Origin of the sequence: Nocardia nepalensis, from assembly GCF_048910785.1 — a bacterium.
In the GTDB taxonomy this organism is placed as follows: domain Bacteria; phylum Actinomycetota; class Actinomycetes; order Mycobacteriales; family Mycobacteriaceae; genus Nocardia; species Nocardia nepalensis.
The window spans coordinates 16,414-37,194 of record NZ_JBKBET010000022.1; the positions used below are offsets into that span (position 1 = coordinate 16,414).

The 20,781-nt window shown below is 67.6% G+C and carries 7 protein-coding genes; 2 read left to right on the forward strand and 5 right to left on the reverse strand.

Annotated elements, in window-relative coordinates; genetic code table 11:
* Nucleotides 1-262: 262 nt before the first annotated feature.
* Both ACHQ4I_RS18885 and ACHQ4I_RS18890 read left to right on the forward strand, forming a co-directional pair.
* The gene (locus ACHQ4I_RS18885) at nucleotides 263-853 is read left to right on the forward strand and encodes a TetR/AcrR family transcriptional regulator (RefSeq protein WP_420773114.1); all 591 of its coding nucleotides are present in this window, start codon (nucleotides 263-265) and stop codon (nucleotides 851-853) included.
* Between the two features lie 106 nt (nucleotides 854-959).
* The gene (locus tag ACHQ4I_RS18890) at nucleotides 960-2,213 is read left to right on the forward strand and encodes a cytochrome P450 (RefSeq protein WP_420773115.1); all 1,254 of its coding nucleotides are present in this window, start codon (nucleotides 960-962) and stop codon (nucleotides 2,211-2,213) included.
* Between the two features lie 103 nt (nucleotides 2,214-2,316).
* On the opposite strand, the gene ACHQ4I_RS18895 is transcribed toward ACHQ4I_RS18890, so the two are convergent.
* The 5 genes from ACHQ4I_RS18895 to ACHQ4I_RS18915 form a co-directional block, all read right to left on the reverse strand.
* Nucleotides 2,317-3,681 carry a wax ester/triacylglycerol synthase domain-containing protein gene (locus ACHQ4I_RS18895; RefSeq protein ID WP_420773116.1) on the reverse strand — a complete coding sequence of 455 codons (1,365 nt, stop codon included), beginning with the start codon at nucleotides 3,679-3,681 and terminating at the stop codon, nucleotides 2,317-2,319.
* A gap of 136 nt (nucleotides 3,682-3,817) precedes the next feature.
* Nucleotides 3,818-4,747, reverse strand: a complete 930-nt coding sequence (locus ACHQ4I_RS18900) for an aldo/keto reductase (RefSeq protein WP_420773117.1) — start codon at nucleotides 4,745-4,747, stop codon at nucleotides 3,818-3,820.
* Between the two features lie 46 nt (nucleotides 4,748-4,793).
* Nucleotides 4,794-18,890 (reverse strand): non-ribosomal peptide synthetase, encoded by a 14,097-nt coding sequence (locus tag ACHQ4I_RS18905; RefSeq protein ID WP_420773118.1) that lies wholly within the window; start codon nucleotides 18,888-18,890, stop codon nucleotides 4,794-4,796.
* Nucleotides 18,891-19,543: 653 nt separating this feature from the next.
* Nucleotides 19,544-20,248, reverse strand: coding sequence for a PIG-L deacetylase family protein (locus ACHQ4I_RS18910; protein WP_420773119.1), 705 nt, complete (start codon nucleotides 20,246-20,248; stop codon nucleotides 19,544-19,546).
* 150 nt (nucleotides 20,249-20,398) lie between these two features.
* Nucleotides 20,399-20,572: a hypothetical protein gene (locus ACHQ4I_RS18915; RefSeq protein WP_169810825.1), complete on the reverse strand. Its 174-nt coding sequence runs from the start codon at nucleotides 20,570-20,572 to the stop codon at nucleotides 20,399-20,401.
* Between the last annotated feature and the right edge of the window lie 209 nt (nucleotides 20,573-20,781).

Here is a 20,781-nt window from a genome sequence, read left to right on the forward strand (position 1 = left end):
GAGGTGAGCAATGGAACCCGAAGTCCGCGCGACCAACGCCTTCCGCATCGTGACAGCTCCAGCACCACCTTCGAGGTCCAATTCTCAGTGGCGCCAGGTGCGTAACGGTACCGCCGCAACTCGAGTATGCCCACGATCCCATTCCCATTTTTGGGAACCGATGGAATAGCCGGGCGTGACCGGCCGAGCCGTGCACGTGTCCGCTTGGTCTCCGCTCATCGCGGGACTTACGCTGCCCTGTCTGGGATCAACCGGAGGGCGCATGTCTGGTGAGAACGTCGGCCGCAAAAGGGATTCGGCCGCGACACGAACCGCGATTCTGACCGCGGCGCAACAGTTGTTCGCCGAACGCGGCTACGAGCGCGCGACGGTGCGCGAGATCGCGGCGCGGGCCGAGGTGAATCAGGCGCTGCTGTTCCGGTACTTCGGTAGTAAGGACGAGCTGTTCCGGGCGGCCATCGCCGATCGGGGACGGCGCGTGCTCGAGGACGGGCCGGTCGAGGGTTTGCTCGGGCGCTTGCTGACGAGAACGCTGGAGGCGAGTGGTTCGGCGACACAAGGAGATTGGCTGCAGGCGGCGCTGCGCTCCAGTGGACACGACGAAGGAACATCGGCGATTCGCCGGGAACTGGGTGACGAATACGTCCGTGCGCTGTCCGGGCTCACCGATGGCCACGACGCCGAGTTGCGCGCCGATCTACTGCTCGCCTGGTTGCTCGGCATCGGGCTGCTCCGGTCCGTGCACCGCAGAGAACCATTGGCCAGCGCCGATTCGGCGGCGGTTGCCCGGCATGTGCTGCGCGCCGCGCGCCTGCTGTTGGAGCGGGTGGATGTGAATTTCCCAGAGCCATAACGGGATTCAACCGTTGACTTGCCGATGCCGCCTCCATACCATCAGTTGTAAGCACTCGCTTACATAGACCGGGCGCTCACCGTCCGCGTCGCGGAAGGGAGATCCAATGAAGGCAGCATCGCGCGATTCGATGAGGGGTGGCGGTCGGTCGACGGGTGGGCCTGCCGACAACGAAGTGCGCCGCTACCCCTTCGGCACCCCGTTCCGCCTCGATATGGATCCGCTGTACGCGCGGCTGCGCCGGGAGGAGCCGATCAGCCGCGTCCGGCTGCCCTATGGCGGCGAGGGCTGGCTGGTCACCCGCTACGAGGATGTGAAACTGGTACTCGCCGACCCGAGATTCAGCCGCGCCGCGGCGGTCGAGCGCGAGGACATTCCGCGCACCACGCCGGAGCCCGCGCGCCGCAATTCGCTGCTGAGCATGGATCCGCCGGAGCACACCCGGCTGCGCAAACTGGTCGTCAAGGCGTTCACCGCCCGCCGGGTCCAGCAACTGCGCCCGCGCGCCCAGCAGATCGTGGACGAGCGATTGAACGACATCGAGCAGTTCGGACCGCCCGCCGATCTGGTGCAATTGCTCGCACTGCCGCTGCCGGTCACCGTGATCTGCGAAATGCTCGGCGTCCCAGCCCAAGACCAGCACCGCTTCCGCGACTTCTCCGATACGGTGCTCTCCACCACCGCGCACACCCGCGAGCAGATCGCGGCCGCCCGCGCGGGCCTGGAGGCGTACCTCACCGAATTGGTGGCGCAGCGGCGGCAACAGCCGACCGACGATCTGCTCGGCGCATTGGTCGCCGCGCGCGACGACGAGGATCGGCTGAGCGAGGAAGAGCTGGTCAACCTCGGTATCGGCCTGCTCATCGCGGGCCACGAGACGACGGCCAACCAGATCGCCAACTTCACCTATGTGCTGCTCACCGAACCCGAGCAGTGGGAATTGCTGTGCGGCAGACCGGAACTGGTCCCGAGCGCGGTGGAGGAGCTGCTGCGCTACGTCCAATTGGGTTCGGGCGGCTCATTTCCGAGGATCGCCACCGAGGATCTCGTGCTGGGTGGCATCACCATCCGGGCCGGGGAGTCGGTATTCGTCAATACCCAGGCCGCGAACCGCGACGAGGCCGTCTTCGAGGGTCCCGAGGAGCTGGACCTGACCCGAGAACGCAACCCGCACATGGCCTTCGGGCACGGCGCACACCACTGTCTCGGTGCGCAGCTGGCCAGGGTGGAATTGCAGGTTGCGCTCGGCTCCCTGCTGCGGCGGTTCCCGACCCTGCGCCTGGCGGTACCGGTCGAGGACATTCCATGGAAGACAGGCATGTTGGTACGCGGGCCGAAGGCTTTACCGGTCAGCTGGTAGGCGTTTTTGTCGCGAGTCGTTCGGTGATCGCCCAGGTGGTCCGGCCGTGTCCGATGAGGTCGGCCCCGGGTGCCGAGGCGAAGGCACCCGGGTAGGCGATCGCCTACTGCGCCTCGCTGAGCGCCGCGGCGACCTCCCGACATGATTCCAGCAGGATCTCGCTGTAGGCGTCCAGGTCCGCGACGATCTCCGGATCACATGCCACCGACACCGTGAAGCTGTCGCCGACACCGACGAACGAATGCGCCAAACCGATGTCCGGGTACACCGGCGGCAGCATCCCCGCGAAGCGAAATGCCTTGCCCAGCAACGACCATTCGGCGGTCGGCTCGCACCTGATACTGGTCAGAATCGTATGTCCGTGCGCGGGGCCGTCCGGGTCGGCGGGCGGCAGCGTACCGAACCGCGCCCGGTATATGCGGCTCGGTAGCCCGTCGATCAGCGCCAGTCGGTTGAGTTCGCGACGGCTCGATGGAGAACTGCGGCGCTCCCGCAATGTGGCATCGACGGCCCGCGCGCGATCGGCGAGGTCGGGCTCTCCCGCGGACAGGGCGACCGCGTCGGCGCCCACCCGATTGACACCCATCACCACCGCTTCGGGCACCGCGATGGTCACCAATGCCGCGAGATCGTCGGGGCATGTACCATCCCGCTTTTCGAGGTAGCGCTGCATGGCGCGCGAGATCGCGGCGAGGCCGACGGCCGTCACGGTGATCCCCGGCACGCGCACGTCCCGCAGCTCCAGCGGGATCGTGCGCATCGCGCGTGCCGGACCGATTCGCCGGTTGAGCACGGTCGGGGTGAGCGGTGGTGTGCTCGGTCCGCCGTCATCGCCTTCCCGTGCGATCCGGCGCATCTCGCCCCGTACGCGGATATTGAAACCCAGCACCCGCAACGGCCAGCGCAGCGCGCCGCCCACGGCGGCGAGTCCGAGGCGCGGACGTTTCGCGGCAGGTCCCAGTCCATCGATCCGCAACGGCGCCGATGCGAACAATGCCTCCGACAGCGATGTCATCGACGGACCCGCCATCAGCGCATGACTGACATGCATCAGCACTACGGTGCCCGCACCGCGCAGCGTCGCGATTCCGGCTACGTTCGCGAACACGTGCAGCTGCCAGGCACTGACCCGGGCATCCAGTGGTTGGGCGAGAATGCGCCCCATCTCGTCCAGACACTGCGCCCAATCCAGTTGCGCCGCAGTATGAGTGACGACGTGCTCCGCGATCGGGCTGTCGTCGACCACCCAGAACGGATGTCCGAGCCCGCCGGGCACCTCGCTGATCAGGCGGCGCAGCGGTCGCAGGAGTTCGGCGCGCTCGTCGAAGTGGCGGGCGATATCGGCGGTGGTCGGCGGCGCATCGGTCGCGCTGTCGAACACCCACCACATCGGCCAGTCGGTCGCCCGCCCCGAGCGCGCCAGATAGTAATAGGCGGCGTCATTGGCCACCAGCTGTGATTCGTGCATGATGCTGCTCTCGTCGATCCGATTTGCAGCACTCTGCCATCACGTCGGGTGGAAATCTAAATCGGCCGTCGGCCGTCGGCATTGCCGATCCGACTTGCGGGTCCCGGGCCGCGTTCGCCCGGGACCCGGCATTTCGTCAGCCGCGGGACAGTTTCGGCAGCAGGGAACGCAGACCACGCGGGTTGGCCGGTGCGGGCGCACTCACCGCGGATAGTGCGGCGTATTCGTCGTCGGTGAGCGTGATGGTGGCGGCGGCGGTGTTCTCCTCGAGGTGCGCCACGCTGGAGGTTCCCGGAATGGGCAGGATGACCGGCGAGCGCCGCAGCAGCCAGGCCAGCGCGAGCTGGGACGGGCTGGCGTCGGTGCGGGCGAGGTCGTCCAGCGGACCGCCCGGACGGGCGAGCTCGCCGGTGGCCATGGGGAACCAGGGGATGAAGGCGATATTGTTCGCCTCGGCGTATTCGAGGACGTCCTCGGCGCTGCGGTTGGCGAGGTTGTACTGATTCTGTACCGAGACGATGTCGGCGATCTTGCCGGCCTGCTTCAGCCCGGCGACGGACACCTCGGAGACGCCGATATGCCGGATCTTGCCCTCTTGCTGCAGCAATGCCAGCTCGCCGATTTGGTCGGCGAGGGGCACCTTCGGGTCGATCCGGTGCAGTTGGAACAGATCGATGCGGTCGACGCCGAGATGGCGCAGGCTCAGTTCGAGCTGCTGGCGCAGATATTCGGGCCGCCCGACCGTACGCCAGTCACCGGGCCCCGGCCGGGTCAACCCGGCCTTGGTCGCGATCACCAGGTCGTCGGGATACGGGTGCAGTGCCCGGCGAATGAGTGTTTCGCTGACGAACGGACCGTAGGAATCCGCGGTGTCGATGAAGGTGATGCCGAGTTCTACGGCGCGGCGCAGCACGCGCACGGCCTCATCCGGATCCTTCGGATCACCCCATACTCCGGGCCCGCAGATCTGCATTGCGCCGTAGCCCAGACGGTGGACGGGTAGATCACCGCCGAGGGCGAATTCGCCAGAGGCTGCCGCGGGACGTGACTGGGCTTGCGTGGTCATGCTTTCCTTTCCGACGGATGACTGAATGATGCCGCAGCGCGATTGTTCATCGGCACTCGACCAAATCGTCATCGCTCGGGGCGGGGAAGAAGCCCGACTCGATGAACGACCCGATGTAGGCGTCCAGCGCCGCCGCATCGATCGGCGGGCAGTGGATTTGCTGTTTGGCGAGCTCGGCGCGGGTGTGGGTGTCCTCGACCGGCGCCGAAACTCCGCCGTAGTTGCCGCTGACCAGCGCGGCACGCACCAGGGAGTCGTCGCCCGCCGCATCACGCGCCGCGGCTTGTTCGGCCAGCCTGGTGGCGATCTCCTCGATCGAGGCGATCGCGATCGGAATCCCGTGCCTGCGCAGGGTTTCGAAAATGTCGCCGATTACCACCGGCTTGGTGTTCACCAGGTGATAGGCCGTGCCGATCGCGGGTCGGTCGGCCAGCGCGACGATGGCCGCGGCCACGTAGTTCACCGGTACCAGCGGCATCGCCGCATCGGCGGTGTCGGGGGCGAGCCCGAGGATGGCGGCCGCCCGGATCATGTTCCAGAACGAGTCGTCGACGCTGTTCACACCCACCCGCGGATCGCCGCACACGATGCCCGGCCGGTAGATGCTCACCGGCACACCGCGTGTGCCCGCCTGCCGGACCAACTGCTCGGCGACCCATTTGCTGGCCACATAGCCGTTCCCGGACACCTCGTCGAGGCTCAGCTCCGCATTCTCGCGCCCGACGAAATCCGGTGCGGCAGCGGCCGGAATCACGGCATTGACCGTGGAGACGAAATGCACGGGTTTGATCCGGCTGGTGGTCGCCAGGCGCAATACCTCACGGGTGCCCGAGACGTTCGCCGCACGCAGCCGCGCATACGGCTCGATGTGGTTGACGCGGGCTCCGTTGTGGTAGATCGCATCTATCTGATCGGCCAGCCGGGCATAACCGGACTGGTCGAGCCCGAAGCGCGGCGCGGCCAGATCGCCTGCGACGGCGACGATTCGGGCCTGGTAGGCGTCGTCCCAGATCCGGTACTTCTCCAGCGCGTCCCGAATCCGCTTGTACGCCTGCTCGTCATCGTCGCTGCGCACCAGGCACCAGACGCGTGCGGGCGTGCTGGACAGCAATTCCCGCAGTAGGTACGCACCGACGAATCCGGTTGCGCCGGTGAGCAGTACATCGCGCGGGGCGGCGGGGCGAACCGGCGCGACACCCGCGCCATCGATCTCCGGTCCGAGCACCGCATCGGTGGCGATCGTCGCGCCGTCATCGGCGGCGAGCACCGCCGCGGGCTCGTCCGGGTTGTCGATGCGGGCGGCCAAGCCGCGCACCGTCGGCGCGGTGAACAATGCCGCCATCGGCACGTCGATGCCGAGCCGGGCGGCCAGCGCGCGCTGCAGTGTGAAGGCGAGCAGCGAGGTTCCGCCGAGTTCGAAGAAATCGTCCTCGGCACCGACCCGGGTGACAGTCAGCACCTCGGCGAATGCCGCGGCGACCGCTTGCTCGGTGGCGGTCACCGGTGCGACGAATTCGCGGGCTCGGAAAACCGGCCGCGGCAGCGCGGCACGATTCAGCTTCCCGCTGCCGTTCATCGGGAATGCGTCGAGCACCATGATCGCCGCGGGCACCATATAGGACGGCAGCACCTGGGCCAGTGACTCGCGCAGGGTATCGGGTTCGAGGTCGGTCGCGGGAACTACATACGCGACCAGCTGGTCCCCGATTTCCGAGGCCGTCACCACGACCACGGCCTGCGCGACCGACGGCTCGGCCAGCAACGCGGCCTCGATCTCCCCCAGCTCGATCCGGTGTCCGCGGATCTTCGCCTGGAAGTCGCTGCGTCCCAGGTACTCCAGCACGCCGTCGGGACGGCGGCGCACCAGATCACCGGTCCGGTACATCCGGGCACCCGAGGGTCCATATGGATCGGCGACGAACCGATCGGCGGTCAGGTCGGCACGCCGCATGTAGCCGCGCGCCAATTGGCTTCCCGCCAAATACAATTCGCCGACCACACCGGCGGGCGCGAGATGCAGCCGGGAATCGAGGACGTAGGTCCGCGTATTCCACAGCGCCACACCGATCGGCACCGTGGTCCGGTCGAGGGTGGAGGCGGGCCGGTATGTCACCGACACCGCCGCTTCGGTGGGGCCGTACAGGTTGTGCAGCCCGGCGCCCGACAGTGCCGCGAAGTCGGTGACGGTCCCCGGCGGCAAGGCCTCGCCGATGACGAAGACCTCCCGCAACGATGCCAACTGCTCCGCTCGCGCGGCGGCCAGGAATACCTGCAGCACGGACGGAACGAAATCCGTGAGCGTCACCCGATGTGCGCTGATCAGGTCGGCGATGTAACCCGGATCGCGCTGGCCGTCCGGCGCGGCGAGCACCAGTCGCGCGCCCGCCCACAGTGGCACGAAGAAACCCCACAGCGAGACGTCGAATGTGGTCGCGGTCTTCTGCAGGTAGACATCGTCGGGCCGGAACGAATACTGCGCCGCCATCCATTCGATCTGGTTGGTGATCGCGCCGTGGGACACCAGCACGCCCTTGGGCCGGCCGGTCGACCCCGAGGTGAACAGCACATATGCGGGGTGGTCCGGACGCAGCGGCGCACGCAACTCACCGGCGGCGACCGGCTCGGCCGAGTATGCCGAGAGGTCGAGGTCATCGGTATCGATGACCGGCGGCCCGGAAACGGGCAGCGAATCGCCGCTCGTGGTCAGCACGCATACCGGCTCGGCCGTCCGCAACACATACGCGATCCGGTCGGCCGGATGGTCACGATCCAGCGGCAGATACGCGCCGCCCGCGGTCAGCACCGCGTACATCGCGACCATCAGCTCAGGCGAACGCGGCATCCCCAGCGCCACAACGGATTCGGGTCCGATCCCCTGCCCGATCAGGTATCGGGCCAGGCGGTTGACGCGCTCGTCGAATTCCCGATAGGTCCAGGCCGTCGCGTCGTGCACGATGGCCACCGCTTCCGGTGCCGCGGCGACGGCACGGCGGTAGCCGCTCAGCAGGAGATCACCCGATACCGGATGCGTCGTCTCGACCGCATCCGACAGCAGCTGTGCGCGTTCGGCCGCATCGATCACATCGATGTCACCGAGGACAGCGCCGGGATCACGGGCGATCACCGAGAGGAGTTTGGTGAAGCGGTCCACGAACCCCTGCACGGTGTCGTGGTCGAACATGTCGGTGGCGTAGGTGACCACACCGCCGATACCGGCCGGGGCGCCCGCGGCGTCGTAGGTGTCGCCGATCATCCAGTGCAGATCGAACTGCGATATCTCGATGCCGATATCCAGGGTCGTGATCGCCAGCCCCGGCAACTCCAGTGCCACGAGTTCCATGTTCTGGAATGACAGCGCCACTTGGTAGAGCGGGTGCCGGGTGGTCGAGCGCACCGGATTCAACACGTTGACCAGCCGTTCGAACGGCACATCCGCATTGGCGAACGCCTGGATATCGGTCTCGCGCTGACGTGCGAGCAGTTCGGTGAAGGTCGCGCCCGCGTCGTATCGGGTGCGGAACACCACGGTGTTGATGAACATGCCGATCAGCTCGTCCAGCACCGCATCGCCGCGCCCGGCGACCGGCGAACCGATCGCGATATCGTCGGTCGCCGACAATCGCGCAAGCAGCACCGCAAGTGCGGTGTGCACGACCATGAACAATGTCGCGCCCTCGGCTCGCGCCAATTCGGCCAGCGCCGTGTGTGTTCCGGCGTCGATACGCACCGGCACCCGACCACCGGCATAGGACCGCGCCAGCGGACGCGGCCGATCCGAGGGCAGGTCGAGCTGATCGGGCAGGCCCGCCAGTTCCTGTCGCCAGTAGGCGATCTGCTGGGACGCCGTCGATTCCGGATCGTCCTCGGTGCCGAGCACCTCACGCTGCCAGATGCTGTAGTCGGCGTACTGCACCGCCAGCGGCGCCCAGGCCGGGGCCGCTGCGGCGCTGCGTGCCACATACGCGGTCATGAGATCGCGGACCAGGGGGCCGAGCGAGGAGCCGTCGGCGGCGATGTGGTGCACCACCATCGCCAGCACGTACTCATGTCCGGAGCCGCCGATATCGAACAGGGTGATCCGGAGGGGGACCTCGGTGGTGAGATCGAAGACCGTCTTCGCCAACCCGGCGACCGCGTCCGCCACCTCGGCGGGGTCGACGGCCTGGATCCGCACCTGCGGGATCGCCTGTGTCGCGGGCAGGATCACCTGCACCGGAACGTGATCGGCGCCATCCGGACCCGCCTCGGTGTACGGATACACCGTGCGCAGGATCTCGTGGCGGGTGACCAGATCCCCGACCGCCGCCTGCAGCGCCGCCGCATCGAGGGCGCCGCTCAAACGCACCGCCATCGGCACGTTGTAGGCCACCGAGGCCGTGTCGAGGCGGTTGAGGAACCACATGCCCTGCTGCCCGAGCGACAACGGGATCCGCTCCGGCCGCGGACCGGCCGTCGGCGCGGGACGGCCACCACCGGCCGCGCTCTCGCTCAGTCGTGCCGCGAGCGCGGACACCGTCGAGGCCTCGAACAGTAGCCGCACCGGGACCCTGGTATCGGCCGCGGCCCCCAGACGCGCCACGAGCCGGGTGGCGGTCAGCGAACTGCCGCCCAGTTCGAAGAAGTCGTCGTCCGCGCCGACCGGCGCTGCGGGACGGAGCAATTCGGTGAATACGCCCGCGACCAATTCCTCCAGCGGCCCGGACGGCGCACGGTATTCCCGCGCCCGCAGCACCGGCGCGGGCAATGCGGCCCGGTCGAGTTTGCCGACCGGGGTCAGCGGGATCTCGTCGAGCACCATGACGGTGGTCGGCACCATATGCGCGGGCAGGCTGCTCGCGGCGAACGCGGTCAGCTCGTCGGCATCGGCGACCGCACCGGCGGCGGCATGCACATAGGAGACGAGAATGGTTGCACCACTGGCTATTTCGTGTCCAACCGTCACCGCGAAGTCGACGGTGTCGTTGGCGGCGAGCACCGCATCGATCTCGCCGAGTTCGATCCGGAAGCCGCGGACCTTGACCTGGAAGTCGTTGCGACCCAGATACTCCAGCGCACCGTCGACGGTACGGCGGACCAGATCGCCGGTCCGGTACAGCCTGGCCGCGGGATCGAACGGGTTCGCCACGAACCGGGCGGCGGTGAGCGCGGGGCGCTCATGATATCCGCGGGCCAGCTGGGCCCCGGTGATGTACAGCTCGCCGACGGCGCGATCCGGCACCGGCGACAAGCGCTCATCCAGCACGTATTCGGTGATGCCGCGGATCGGCCCGCCGATGGTGACGGTCTCCCCCGGCACCAGCGGCGCGCTGATATTGGTCATGATGGTGGTCTCGGTCGGCCCGTAACCGTTGTAGAACTCGCGGCTACGGCGGCCACTGATCGGAATCGACCAGCGCCGCACCAGATCCGGCGGGCATGCCTCGCCACCGGCGATCACGACACGGAGCTTGTCCAGGCCCGTCGGGTCGACGGAGGCCAACGCGGCGGGGGTGATGAACGCATGCGTCACCCGCTCCCGGCGCAGCAGTGCGGCCAGCTCCTCGCCGCCGTACACGCTCGGTGACACAACCACCATGGTCGCGCCGCCGCCGATCGCGAGCAGCAGTTCCAGCACCGACGCGTCGAACGAAGGCGACGCGAAATGCAGTGTGCGCGAACTACTCGTCACCCGGTAGCGCTCGCGCTGTTCGTCGCAGAAGCTCGACAGTCCGGCCTGCGTGACGACCACGCCCTTGGGCTTGCCGGTCGATCCGGAGGTGTAGATGACATAGGCCGGGTGCTCCGCGCGCAACGGCCGCGGGCGATCCGCGTCGGTCACCGGGTCGGCGGAGTAATCGTCGAGCCGCCGATCGATATCGTCGGCATCGATGGCCAGCCACTGCACTTCGCCGGGCAGCTCGGCACCGACCTCGGCGACCGTAAGTCCCAGCACCGCATGCGAATCCGCAATCATGTGCCGGACCCGCTCGGCGGGATAGTTGGGATCGACCGGAACGAATCCGGCACCGGTCTTGGCGACCGCCCACACCGCGAGCACCGACTCCGGCGAGCGCGGAATGCCGATCGCGACCAGATCCTCCGGACCGATGCCGCGTTCGATCAGCAGCCGGGCCAGTCGGGTCGAGCGCTCGTCGAGGTCGACGTACTCCCATTCCGCCAGCCGCTGGGCGGCATCGGCGAAGACCACCGCGACACCGTCCGGATTGCTCTCCACGGCCCGGTCCAGCAGCTGCGGCAGCAATGTCGACTCATCCGTGCTCGGTTCGGCGGACCGGACCGGCGCGGCCAGCGCCCGGTCACGTTCGGCGGCATCGAGGATATCGATATCACCGATGATCGCGCGCGGATCGGCGGCGACCGCGGCCAGGATCCGGGCCAGCCGCCGACCGAGCCCCTGTACCGTCGCTTCCTCGAAAAGGTCTGTCGCATAAGTGAATACGACATCTACCTGATCGGGCGTACCATCACCGCCGTGCCGCGGCTCGACGATCACCTGCAGATCGAATTTCGCCACGGCCTCGCCGGTCTCCACCGCGGCGACCGTCAGCCCGGGCAGCTCGAGTGACGGCTGCTCGGTGTTCTGGAATGACAGCATCACCTGGAACAGCGGATTACCCGCGCCGGTCCGAGCGGGCAGCACCTCCTCGACCACTCGCTCGAACGGGATCTCGGCATTGGCGAAGGCGGAAAGGTCGGTCTCGCGGACCTGGTCGACCAGTGCCGCGAAGGTGGCGGCCCGATCGACGCCGGTGCGCAGCGTCAGCGTATTGACGAACATGCCGACCAGATCGTCCAGGTCGGCCGCGCCGCGTCCGGCGACCGGCGTGCCGATCGCGATATCCGAACCACCCGACAGCCGGGCCAGCAGCGCCGCCAATGCGGCATGAACGACCATGAACAGCGACGAATTGTGCTCGCGCGCAATACGAATCAGATCAGCGTGCACCTGCGCCGGTACAACGACGGCGGTCGAGGCGCCGCGCATCGACGTTTGCGCCGGACGCGGGCGGTCCAGTGGCAGTTTCGACGCCTCGGACACACCGGCCAGCTGCCGCCGCCAGTACGCCAATTGCTGTGCGGCGATGGAGTTCTCATCGTCATCGGTGCCGATGACCGCACGCTGCCAGATGGCGAAATCGGCGTATTGCACCGCCAGCGGTGCCCATCCCGGCTCGGTTCCCTCGGTCCGTGCCAGATAGGCGGTCACCAGGTCCCGCGCCAGCGGTGCCAGCGAAACACCGTCTGCCGAAATGTGGTGCACGACAAGGACGAGCAGATGTTCGTCCGCGGTCGGGTCGGAGAACAGCCGGATCCGCACCGGCGGATGTTCGGTGACGTCGAATCCCGCGGACAACAGCTCGGCGATTCGGTCCCGATCCTCGGCGGTGGCCGTTTCGACTACCAGCCCGTCCGGCAGCGTTTCGGTCACCGACAGGATTTCCTGGCGCGGCGTCCCGTCCGGGCCGTGCACCGGGAACCTGGTGCGCAGCGCTTCGTGGCGCTCCAGTACATCGGCGACGGCGTGGCGCAATGCGGGCACGTCGAGGGTGCCGGAGAGCCGGATGGCGAACGGCAGGTTGTAGCCGCCGGACTCGGTGTCGACCTGGTTGAGCAGCCACATGCGCTGCTGCGCCAGCGAAAGCGGCACCACATCCGGGCGCGGAGCCCGGGTCAGCGCCGGACGATCAGCGGCGTCACCGGAGCCGGGCACGATGCGCGCCGCCAAGTCGGCGACCACCGGTGTATCGAACAGCATCCGAACCGCCACCCGCGCGTCGAGCGCCGCACTCATGCGGGCCACGACCTGGGTGGCGACCAGCGAATTGCCACCGAGCGCGAAGAAGTCGTCATCGGCGCCCACCCGCTCCACGCCGAGCACATCGGCGAACACCCCGGCCACGATCTCCTCGATCGGGGTGGACGGCGCTCGGAACCCTGTGCCGGTGAACGTCGGTCGCGGCAATGCCTTGCGATCCAGCTTGCCGCTGGTATTGAGCGGGAACGCGGCCAATTCGACGACGGTGGCCGGAACCATATACGCGGGCAAAGTCTGCGCCAGCGCGGGCAGCAGCTGTGCCGGATCGATCCGGGCTCCGGGCGACGGCACCGCGTAGGCCACCAGGTTATCGCCGATCTCCGACGGGATCACCAGGACAACGGACTGGCTGACCGAGGGCTGGGCGAGTAGCGCGGATTCGATATCGCCGAGTTCGATGCGCTGACCACGGAACTTGACCTGGAAGTCGGTGCGGCCCAGGTATTCCAGCACGCCGCGTTCCGCGGCACCCCGTGCGCGCCACACGACCAGGTCACCGGTCCGGTACATCCGCTCACCGGAACCGAACGGGCTGGCCACGAACCGGTCCGAGGTCAGATCCGGGCGCGCCACATAGCCGCGGGCCAGTTGGTCACCGGCCAGATACAGCTCACCGGTGACTCCGGCGGGCACCGGCCGCAAACGCGAATCCAGCACGTAGGCACGGGTGTTCCACTGTGGCGTTCCGATCGGCACGGTGCGCTCGTCACCGGAGGTCGGCCAATGCGTGACCGAGACCGCGGCCTCGGTCGGTCCGTACAGATTGTGCACGGCGGCATCGGAAATCGCCCGCAGCGCGAGTACCGTCTCCGGCGGCAGCGCCTCACCGGCCACGAATACGGTCCGCAGCGTCGAGACGGCGCCCGCAGCCGTATGGGCCGCGAAGACCGAAAGCATCGACGGGACGAAGTCGGTAACGGTAACCCGCTGTGCCGCAATGGTTTCCGCAATGTAGGCCGGATCGCGATGGCCGTCGTGAGTGGCCACGACGAGCTTCGCACCCACCCGCAGCGGTATGAAATAACCCCACAGCGAGACGTCGAAGGTGGTGGCGGTCTTCTGGAGGTACACCTCGTCGATGCCCAACCGGTACTCGTCGAGCATCCACGCGATCTGGTTGTGGATCGCACCGTGCGATACCGCGACCCCCTTCGGGCGTCCGGTGGAGCCCGAGGTGAAAAGCACATACGCCGGGTTGTCCGGGTGCACCGGACGCAGCAGTTCCTCGGCGCGCACGGGAGCGCCATCGAAGCCGTCCAGGTCCGCGGCGTCGATGTGCAGCACTGCGAGCCCATCCGGCACCGGCACGGCGTCCGCGGTCGTGGTCACCACGCACACCAGGTCCGCGCTGTCGAGGACGTGCCGGATGCGCTCGGCCGGATGATCGGGATCCAGCGGCACATACGCACCACCGGCGGCACTGATCGCGTACATGCCCACGACCAATTCCAGCGAACGCCGCACGGCGAGCCCGACCAGCGATTCCGCACCGACGCCACGCGAGATCAGAAGGCGCGCGAGACGATTGACTCGCTCGTCGAACTCACGGTAGGTCAGCTCGCGGCCCTCGTAGACCACCGCGACCCGATCCGGATGCGCCAGCACCGCGCGGCGGTAACCATCCAGCAGCAGCTCCGGTTCGACCCGATGCCGAGTATCGTTCCAATCCAACAGGATTCGATTCCGCTCGGCACCCGAGAGCATGATGTCGAAATCGCCGACCCGTCCGGCGGGATCGCCGAGCAGGGCCTCCAGCACCCGGATCAGCCGTGCGGCAAGGGATTCCACCTCATCGGCGGTGAACCGGTCGCCGAGGTACTTCCACGTCAACTCGATCGTCGACTGCGCGGTCACCAGCAGCGTCAGCGGGTAATGGGTATCGTCCTGCAGTCCGACACCGGTGACCGACATGCCGTCGATGGCATCGACGGCGGCGATCGCGTCGCGGTCGATCGGGTACGACTCGAATACCAGCAGGGTGTCGAATTGCGCTCCGGCACCGGCGATCCGCTGAATATCGGTGAGCCCCACCGAATGGTGGTCGAGCAGACCGGCTTGCTCGGCCTGCAGGCGCCGCAAGAACTCCTCGGCCGGCGCGCCGCCGTCGATCCGAACGCGCACCGGCAGCGTATTGATGAACAAGCCCACCATCGACTCGACGCCGGACAGCTCGGCCGGACGGCCGGACACCGTGGTGCCGAACACCACGTCGTCGCGACCGGTGAGACGCCCGAGCAGGATGCCCCACGCGGCCTGCATCAAGGTATTCACGGTGACGCCGAGTTCGGCGGCCTGCTCGGTGATCCGGCGGGTGCGCTCGGCGTCGATCTCGGTGACCACCTTGCCGATCGCATGGCGTTCGACCGTCCGCGGTTGCGGCGCGAGCTGGGTCGGCTCGTCCGCACCGGACAGCGCCTGCGCCCACGCCCGCAGCGAAGCCTCCCGATCCCGGCCCGCCAGCCAGCTCAAGAAGTTGCGGTAGGAGGAAATCCGCGGCAGTGCGGACTGTTCGCCCTGGGTCGCGTAGAGCACCAGCACATCCCGCATCAGCAGCGGCATCGACCAGCCGTCGAGCAGGATGTGATGGGTGGTGATCACGAGATGGCACTGCCCAGGCGTATCGCTGGTGGCAGCCTCGGTGCGGTACAGCGTGAACCGCATCAGTGGCGCCACCGCCATATCGAAGGCGGTCTCGCGCTCGAGCACGACCAGCCGCCGCAGCTCGGTCAACCGCTCGGCCTCGGGCAGGTGCGTCAGATCCACCTCCCGCCACGGCACCTCGACCCGGTCCATGACCAGCTGCACGGCCTGGCCGTCGGCGCCGGTGACGAATGCGGTCCGCAGGTTGGGATAGCGGTCCAAGATGGCCTGCGCCGCGGTCCGCAGCCGCTCGACGTCCACGGCGCCGCGCAGATCCACCGTCGCCTGAGTGGTGTAGACATCGACACTCGACTCGGCCATCAGGGCGTGGAACAGCAGCCCGGACTGCAGCGGTGAGAGCGGCCACACATCCGACAGCCCCGGGTAATTCCGTTCCCACCCTTCGATATCCGACTGGCCGACGCTGACCAGCGGCAGATCCGACGGCGTCAGCCCACCGGCATCCGGCCGGCGCACATGCCCGGCCAGCGCGTGCAGCGCATCGACCCACAGATCCGCGAACTCCTGCGCCCGCTCCCGCGACAACAGCCCGCTCGGGAAGGCGAACGACGCGCCCAGCTGCGGACCGTCCGCGCCGTCGGTGACGATCGCGTTGATGTCGAGCACGCCGTTGGCTGGCATATCCGGATCCATCTCGGCATCCAACTGCCCGAGATCCGCGACCGGCACCCACCCCAATGCACCGAGTTCCGCGGGGATCTCCCCGGTCGACATCCGGCCCAAATAGTTGAAGCTGATCTGGCAGGCATCGCCCAGCTGGGCGGCGGTCTGCGGGTTCAGGTAACGCAGCAGCCCGTAGCCGATTCCCTTGTCGGGAACGGCCAGCAGCTGCTCCTTCACCGATTTCACGATGTCGCCCATGGCATTTCCGCCCGCGAGCGCGTCCTCGATATCGACGCCGGAAAGATCCAGCCGGACCGGGTATGCGCTGGTGAACCAGCCGACGGTCCTGGACAGATCCGCCCCCGCGACGATCTCCTCTTCGCGGCCGTGGCCCTCCAGCTTGACCAGTGCGGTGCCACCGGAGCTTTCGCCGCGCCACTTGCTCACCGCCAACGCCAGCGCCGACAGCAGGCCGTCGTTGACACCACCGCGATACCGGCCGGGGACCGCGGTCAGCACCGCCTCGGTCACCTCCGTTGGCAGCGTCACCTGGATGCGGTCGACCGTCGCGAAGGTGTCCACCGCCGGATCGAGTGCACGCGCACCGAGCAGCGGCTCCGTTGTCGTCGAAACCCGCTGCCAGAACGGCAGTTCCGCGACTCGCGCCGAATCCTCGGCCGCATCGAGGAGGGCATGCGCCCACCGCCGCATCGAGGTTCCGTTGGCGGGCAGCGCCGCCGGCTGCCCGGCCGCCAGCTGCGACCAGGCCAGCGCCAGATCCGGAATCAGAATCCGCCAGGAAACACCGTCGACCACGAAATGGTGTGCGATGACCAGCAATACATCACGACGGCGTTCGACGGCGGCATCCGCGGATCCGCCGGACTCCGGGAACGCGAACCACACGAACTGGACCATGGCCGCGTTCGAGGGATCCAGTCGGCCGAGGGCCGCGTCATATTCCACACTCGCCCGCCGCGACAACTCCGCATGGTCGATATCGGCGGGCAACTCGACCCGGTGCACCAGGGCGTCGACGTCCACGGCGCCAGGCTCCAGCGCCTCGAATACCCATGAGGTCTCGGTTTCACGCAACCGGGCGCGCAGTGCATCGTGGTGACCGAATACCGCACCGAGGGTCGCGACCAAGATCTCCCGGTCGATGCCATCGGGCAGCCGCAGCGCCATCGACTGCGAGAACCGCTGATACGACGAGCCATTCGCCAGCGCCGCCGCCATGATGGGCGTCAGCGGGATCTCGCCGACGCCGGCGCCGGGCAGTTCGGCCAACCGCTGCGGCTCCGATTCACCTGCGAGCATGGCGATCTCGGCCAAAGCCGCGACAGTGCGGTGATCGAACACATCGCGCGGGGTGAATACGACACCGCGCGCTTTGGCCCGCGACACCAGTTGGATCGACAGGATCGAATCGCCGCCCAGCGCGAAGAACGAGTCGTCCAGACCGACCCGCTCGACACCGAGCACGGCCGCGAACACTTCGGCGATGATCGACTCGACCGCGCTTACCGGAGCACGGAATTCGCTCGCGGCGAAGACCGGTTCCGGCAGCGCGGCGCGGTCCAGCTTGCCGATCGGGGTGAGCGGAATCTTGTCGAGCACCACGATCGCCGCGGGCACCATGTACTCCGGCAATCGGTCCCCGGCGAAGCTCGCCAGCGCCGCGGTGTCCACAGCGGTCCCAGCATGGGGCAGCACATACGACACCAGCACCTTCGCACCGGACGGGAGCGACTTGCCAAGGGTCACCGCATAATCGATATCGGGATGGGCGGCCAGCGCATTGTCGATCTCGCCGAGTTCGATACGGAAACCACGGATCTTGACCTGGAAGTCGGTCCGGCCCAGATATTCGAGGGTGCCGTCGGCTTCGTTGCGGCGCACCAGATCACCGGTGCGATACAACCGTGCCGCGGGATCACCGGACTCCGCGCCGAACGGGCTGGCCACGAACCGTTCCGAGGTCAGTCCCGGCCGCCCCAGATACCCCTGGGCCAGCGCGAGCCCGGACAGATACAACTCCCCGACCACCCCCGCCGGCACTGGCCGCAATCGCGCATCCAGCACGAACGCACCCACTCCCGCGAGCGCGGTGCCGATGGTGATCGGCGCGCCCGGCTGTAGCGACTCGCTCAAGGTCGCCCAGACGGTGACCTCGGTCGGGCCGTACCCGTTGATGAACAGCCGACCGTCGCGCGCCCAGCGTCCCACCAGCTCCGGACCGCACGGCTCGCCGCCGACCAGCACCGTCTCGAGGTCGTCGAGCCCGGCCGGATCCACCGACTCCAGCGCACCGGGCGTAATGATCATGTGCGTGACGCGCTCACGCCGCAGCAGATCCGCCAGCTCGAAGCCACCGCCCACGTGCGGCGGCACCACGACCAACGTCGCACCCGTCGAGAAGGCGAGCAGCAGTTCCACCACCGAGGGGTCGAAATTCGGCGAGCACACGTGCAGCACACGAGAACCCGCGTGCACTCGCAGGGTCTCCCGCCCCGCGGCCACGAGCCCACTGAGACCGGCGTGCGTGACCACGACGCCCTTGGGTTTCCCGGTAGAACCAGAGGTGTAGATGACGTACGCAGGGTGCCGGTGATCGATCGGGCGCACCCGGTCCGCGTAGGAGATGGGATGTCCGGGCTGTTCGGCGATTCGCTCGGCCCGCGCCGGATCATCGAGTTCGACCCAATCCACCCCGGTACCGAATACCGGCCGGTGTGCCGTGGTGGTCAGGCCGAGAACCGCACCCGAATCCGAGAGCATGTGCGCGATCCGCTCCGGCGGATACGTCGGGTCCACGGGCACGTAGGCCGCACCCGTCTTCGCGACCGCCCACACGGCGAGGATCCATTCGATGCCGCGCGCGATGCCGATCGCCACCACATCGCCCGCGCCGATCCGCTGCGCGATGAGTTCGCGCGCCAAGCGCGAGGACGACTCGTCGAGCTCCCGGTAGGTCAGCTGCCGGTCATCGGCGGGATCGCCCGAGGGATTGAACCGGACGGCGACGGTATCGGCCGCGGACTCCACAGCTGCCGCGAGCAAATTCCCGAAGAGTAGACCGACTCGGCGACGACTACCACGCGAAGAACGACGGTCCCTAGCCATACCCGGTACTTCACCTCTCAACGATTGCCAACCTGCCCGCGCAAAGACCCACCCTCACAACGGAAACGCGCTGCGCCAACGGACGATCGCATTGCCGTAGGCCAAGCGTGCGATCCTACAGACAGCAAACTTCTAGGCTTCCCATGGTTGGGAATGCGCTATATGTTCGCCGAATAGAACACAGTAGCCGCCACTCCGCGGACGTCGGCGTCCCAGGCGAGGGCCACCCCGCGTCCCCGTCACCGGCTATGGGGGTTATTCACCCTCGCTCTCGCGGTGATGCCGCCCGTCGCGCCCCACGGCCAACAGAACTCCGTGAATCGATAAGCACAGGTAGACGACTCCATCCTCACCACGACCAGCAGGTAACCAGCTGACCGTCGGCTACGCAATCCGGCCCGTCGGCCTGACAGGCTACCTGGCTGGTCGCCCTAGCTAAACGTGACGTCCGCAACAGTTCGTAACAAACGGCATCGCCGGAGCCCGGCCACAGTCGGACGCGTGACCGACATTCCACGGGCCGGGCAACCGCGGGCAACTGTCGATACGCGCCACGGTTGCGATGATTGCCGATCTCGCCCGCGACCCGTTCAGCCGAAGTAATAAAGCTCGAAGCCGACGGCGTGGGCGGCGGGGAAGCCCGATATCGGGGCGGTTGCCCTATCGATAACCGCGCGGACCTGGTCGGCGACCGGTTCGGGGCTGAGCACCTCGAGGTAGCGGCGGTGTTCGGCCAGTGAGGCGGCCGCCTGTTCGAGGGTGTCGGTGACGTCGACGGCATGGGTGGCGCCGGGGCCGACCACGGCGGCCAGGCGGGCCGACCACGGGGCTTCGGTGAGTTCGGGGAAGATCCACTCGTTGCCCGCATCCGAGATGGCGTCGAGAGCGGCGCGGCCGACCGCGCGATGGTCGGCGCTATTGGCGTAACCGGGCGCCCAGGTGTCGCCGAAGTTGAACAACACCACCAACTCTGGTCGATGGCGGCGGATCGCGGCGGCCAGATCACGGCGCAGAGCCAGGGTCTCCTCGACGCGACCGTCCGGATACCCGAGAAATTCCACCTCGTGCACGCCGACCGCCTTGGCGGCGGCGATCTCCTCGGCCTCGCGCAACGGTCCGGCCTCCGCGGGCGGTATGCCCGCGATCCCGGCCTCACCCGAGGTGACCAGGACATACCGAATGTCCTTGCCCTGTCCCGTCCAGCGGGCGACGGCGGCCGCGGCGCCGTACTCGATATCGTCGGGATGGGCCACGATCACGAGGCCGCGCTGCCAGTCTTCGGGAACCTGCTCCACGCGAATCATTCAAACAGACCCTTCGACTCGCACCGGGCCGCTCCCCGAAAAGCGGGTAGGCCGCGCACTGTCCACTTCGGACGGCGCACGGCCTACCTCTGGATACCGCGCACCCGAAAGTCCCGGCGGGCATGCGGCTTTGCTCAGACGCTACAGCTTGCTCACGGTGGAATTGTCCGAGCCCGACACCGCCTTGTACAGCAGGTACAGCCCGAATACGACCGCGCTGATCACCAGAATCGGGAACAGCCCCTTGATCAACGCACCGATAATGGCGAGCGCGATCCAGACGACCGCTACGACACCGATGATTTTCCACAACATGCCAGCCTCCAGAGGGTCTCCGGCGAACCGCTATCCGACGATCCGACTCCTCCATGGTGGCAGCCAGAAAACGATAAATCACCAGCTCAGCACCGATATCCGGGTGAAGATCAGGGTTCACCCTGAGAAAGTTCCGTAATCTTGTCATTGACAAGATCATCTGGCGTGTGAAACCCTCGAGCGCAGTCGCCCGAGCGCGACCAGCCCGT

What these genes read in the sequence shown, in the direction of transcription:
- ACHQ4I_RS18885 (WP_420773114.1), top strand. Translation starts at nt 263, where the DNA reads ATGTCTGGTGAGAACGTCGGCCGCAAAAGGGATTCGGCCGCGACACGA.
- ACHQ4I_RS18890 (WP_420773115.1), top strand. Translation starts at nt 960, where the DNA reads ATGAAGGCAGCATCGCGCGATTCGATGAGGGGTGGCGGTCGGTCGACG.
- ACHQ4I_RS18895 (WP_420773116.1), bottom strand. Translation starts at nt 3,681, where the DNA reads ATGCACGAATCACAGCTGGTGGCCAATGACGCCGCCTATTACTATCTG.
- ACHQ4I_RS18900 (WP_420773117.1), bottom strand. Translation starts at nt 4,747, where the DNA reads ATGACCACGCAAGCCCAGTCACGTCCCGCGGCAGCCTCTGGCGAATTC.
- ACHQ4I_RS18915 (WP_169810825.1), bottom strand. Translation starts at nt 20,572, where the DNA reads ATGTTGTGGAAAATCATCGGTGTCGTAGCGGTCGTCTGGATCGCGCTC.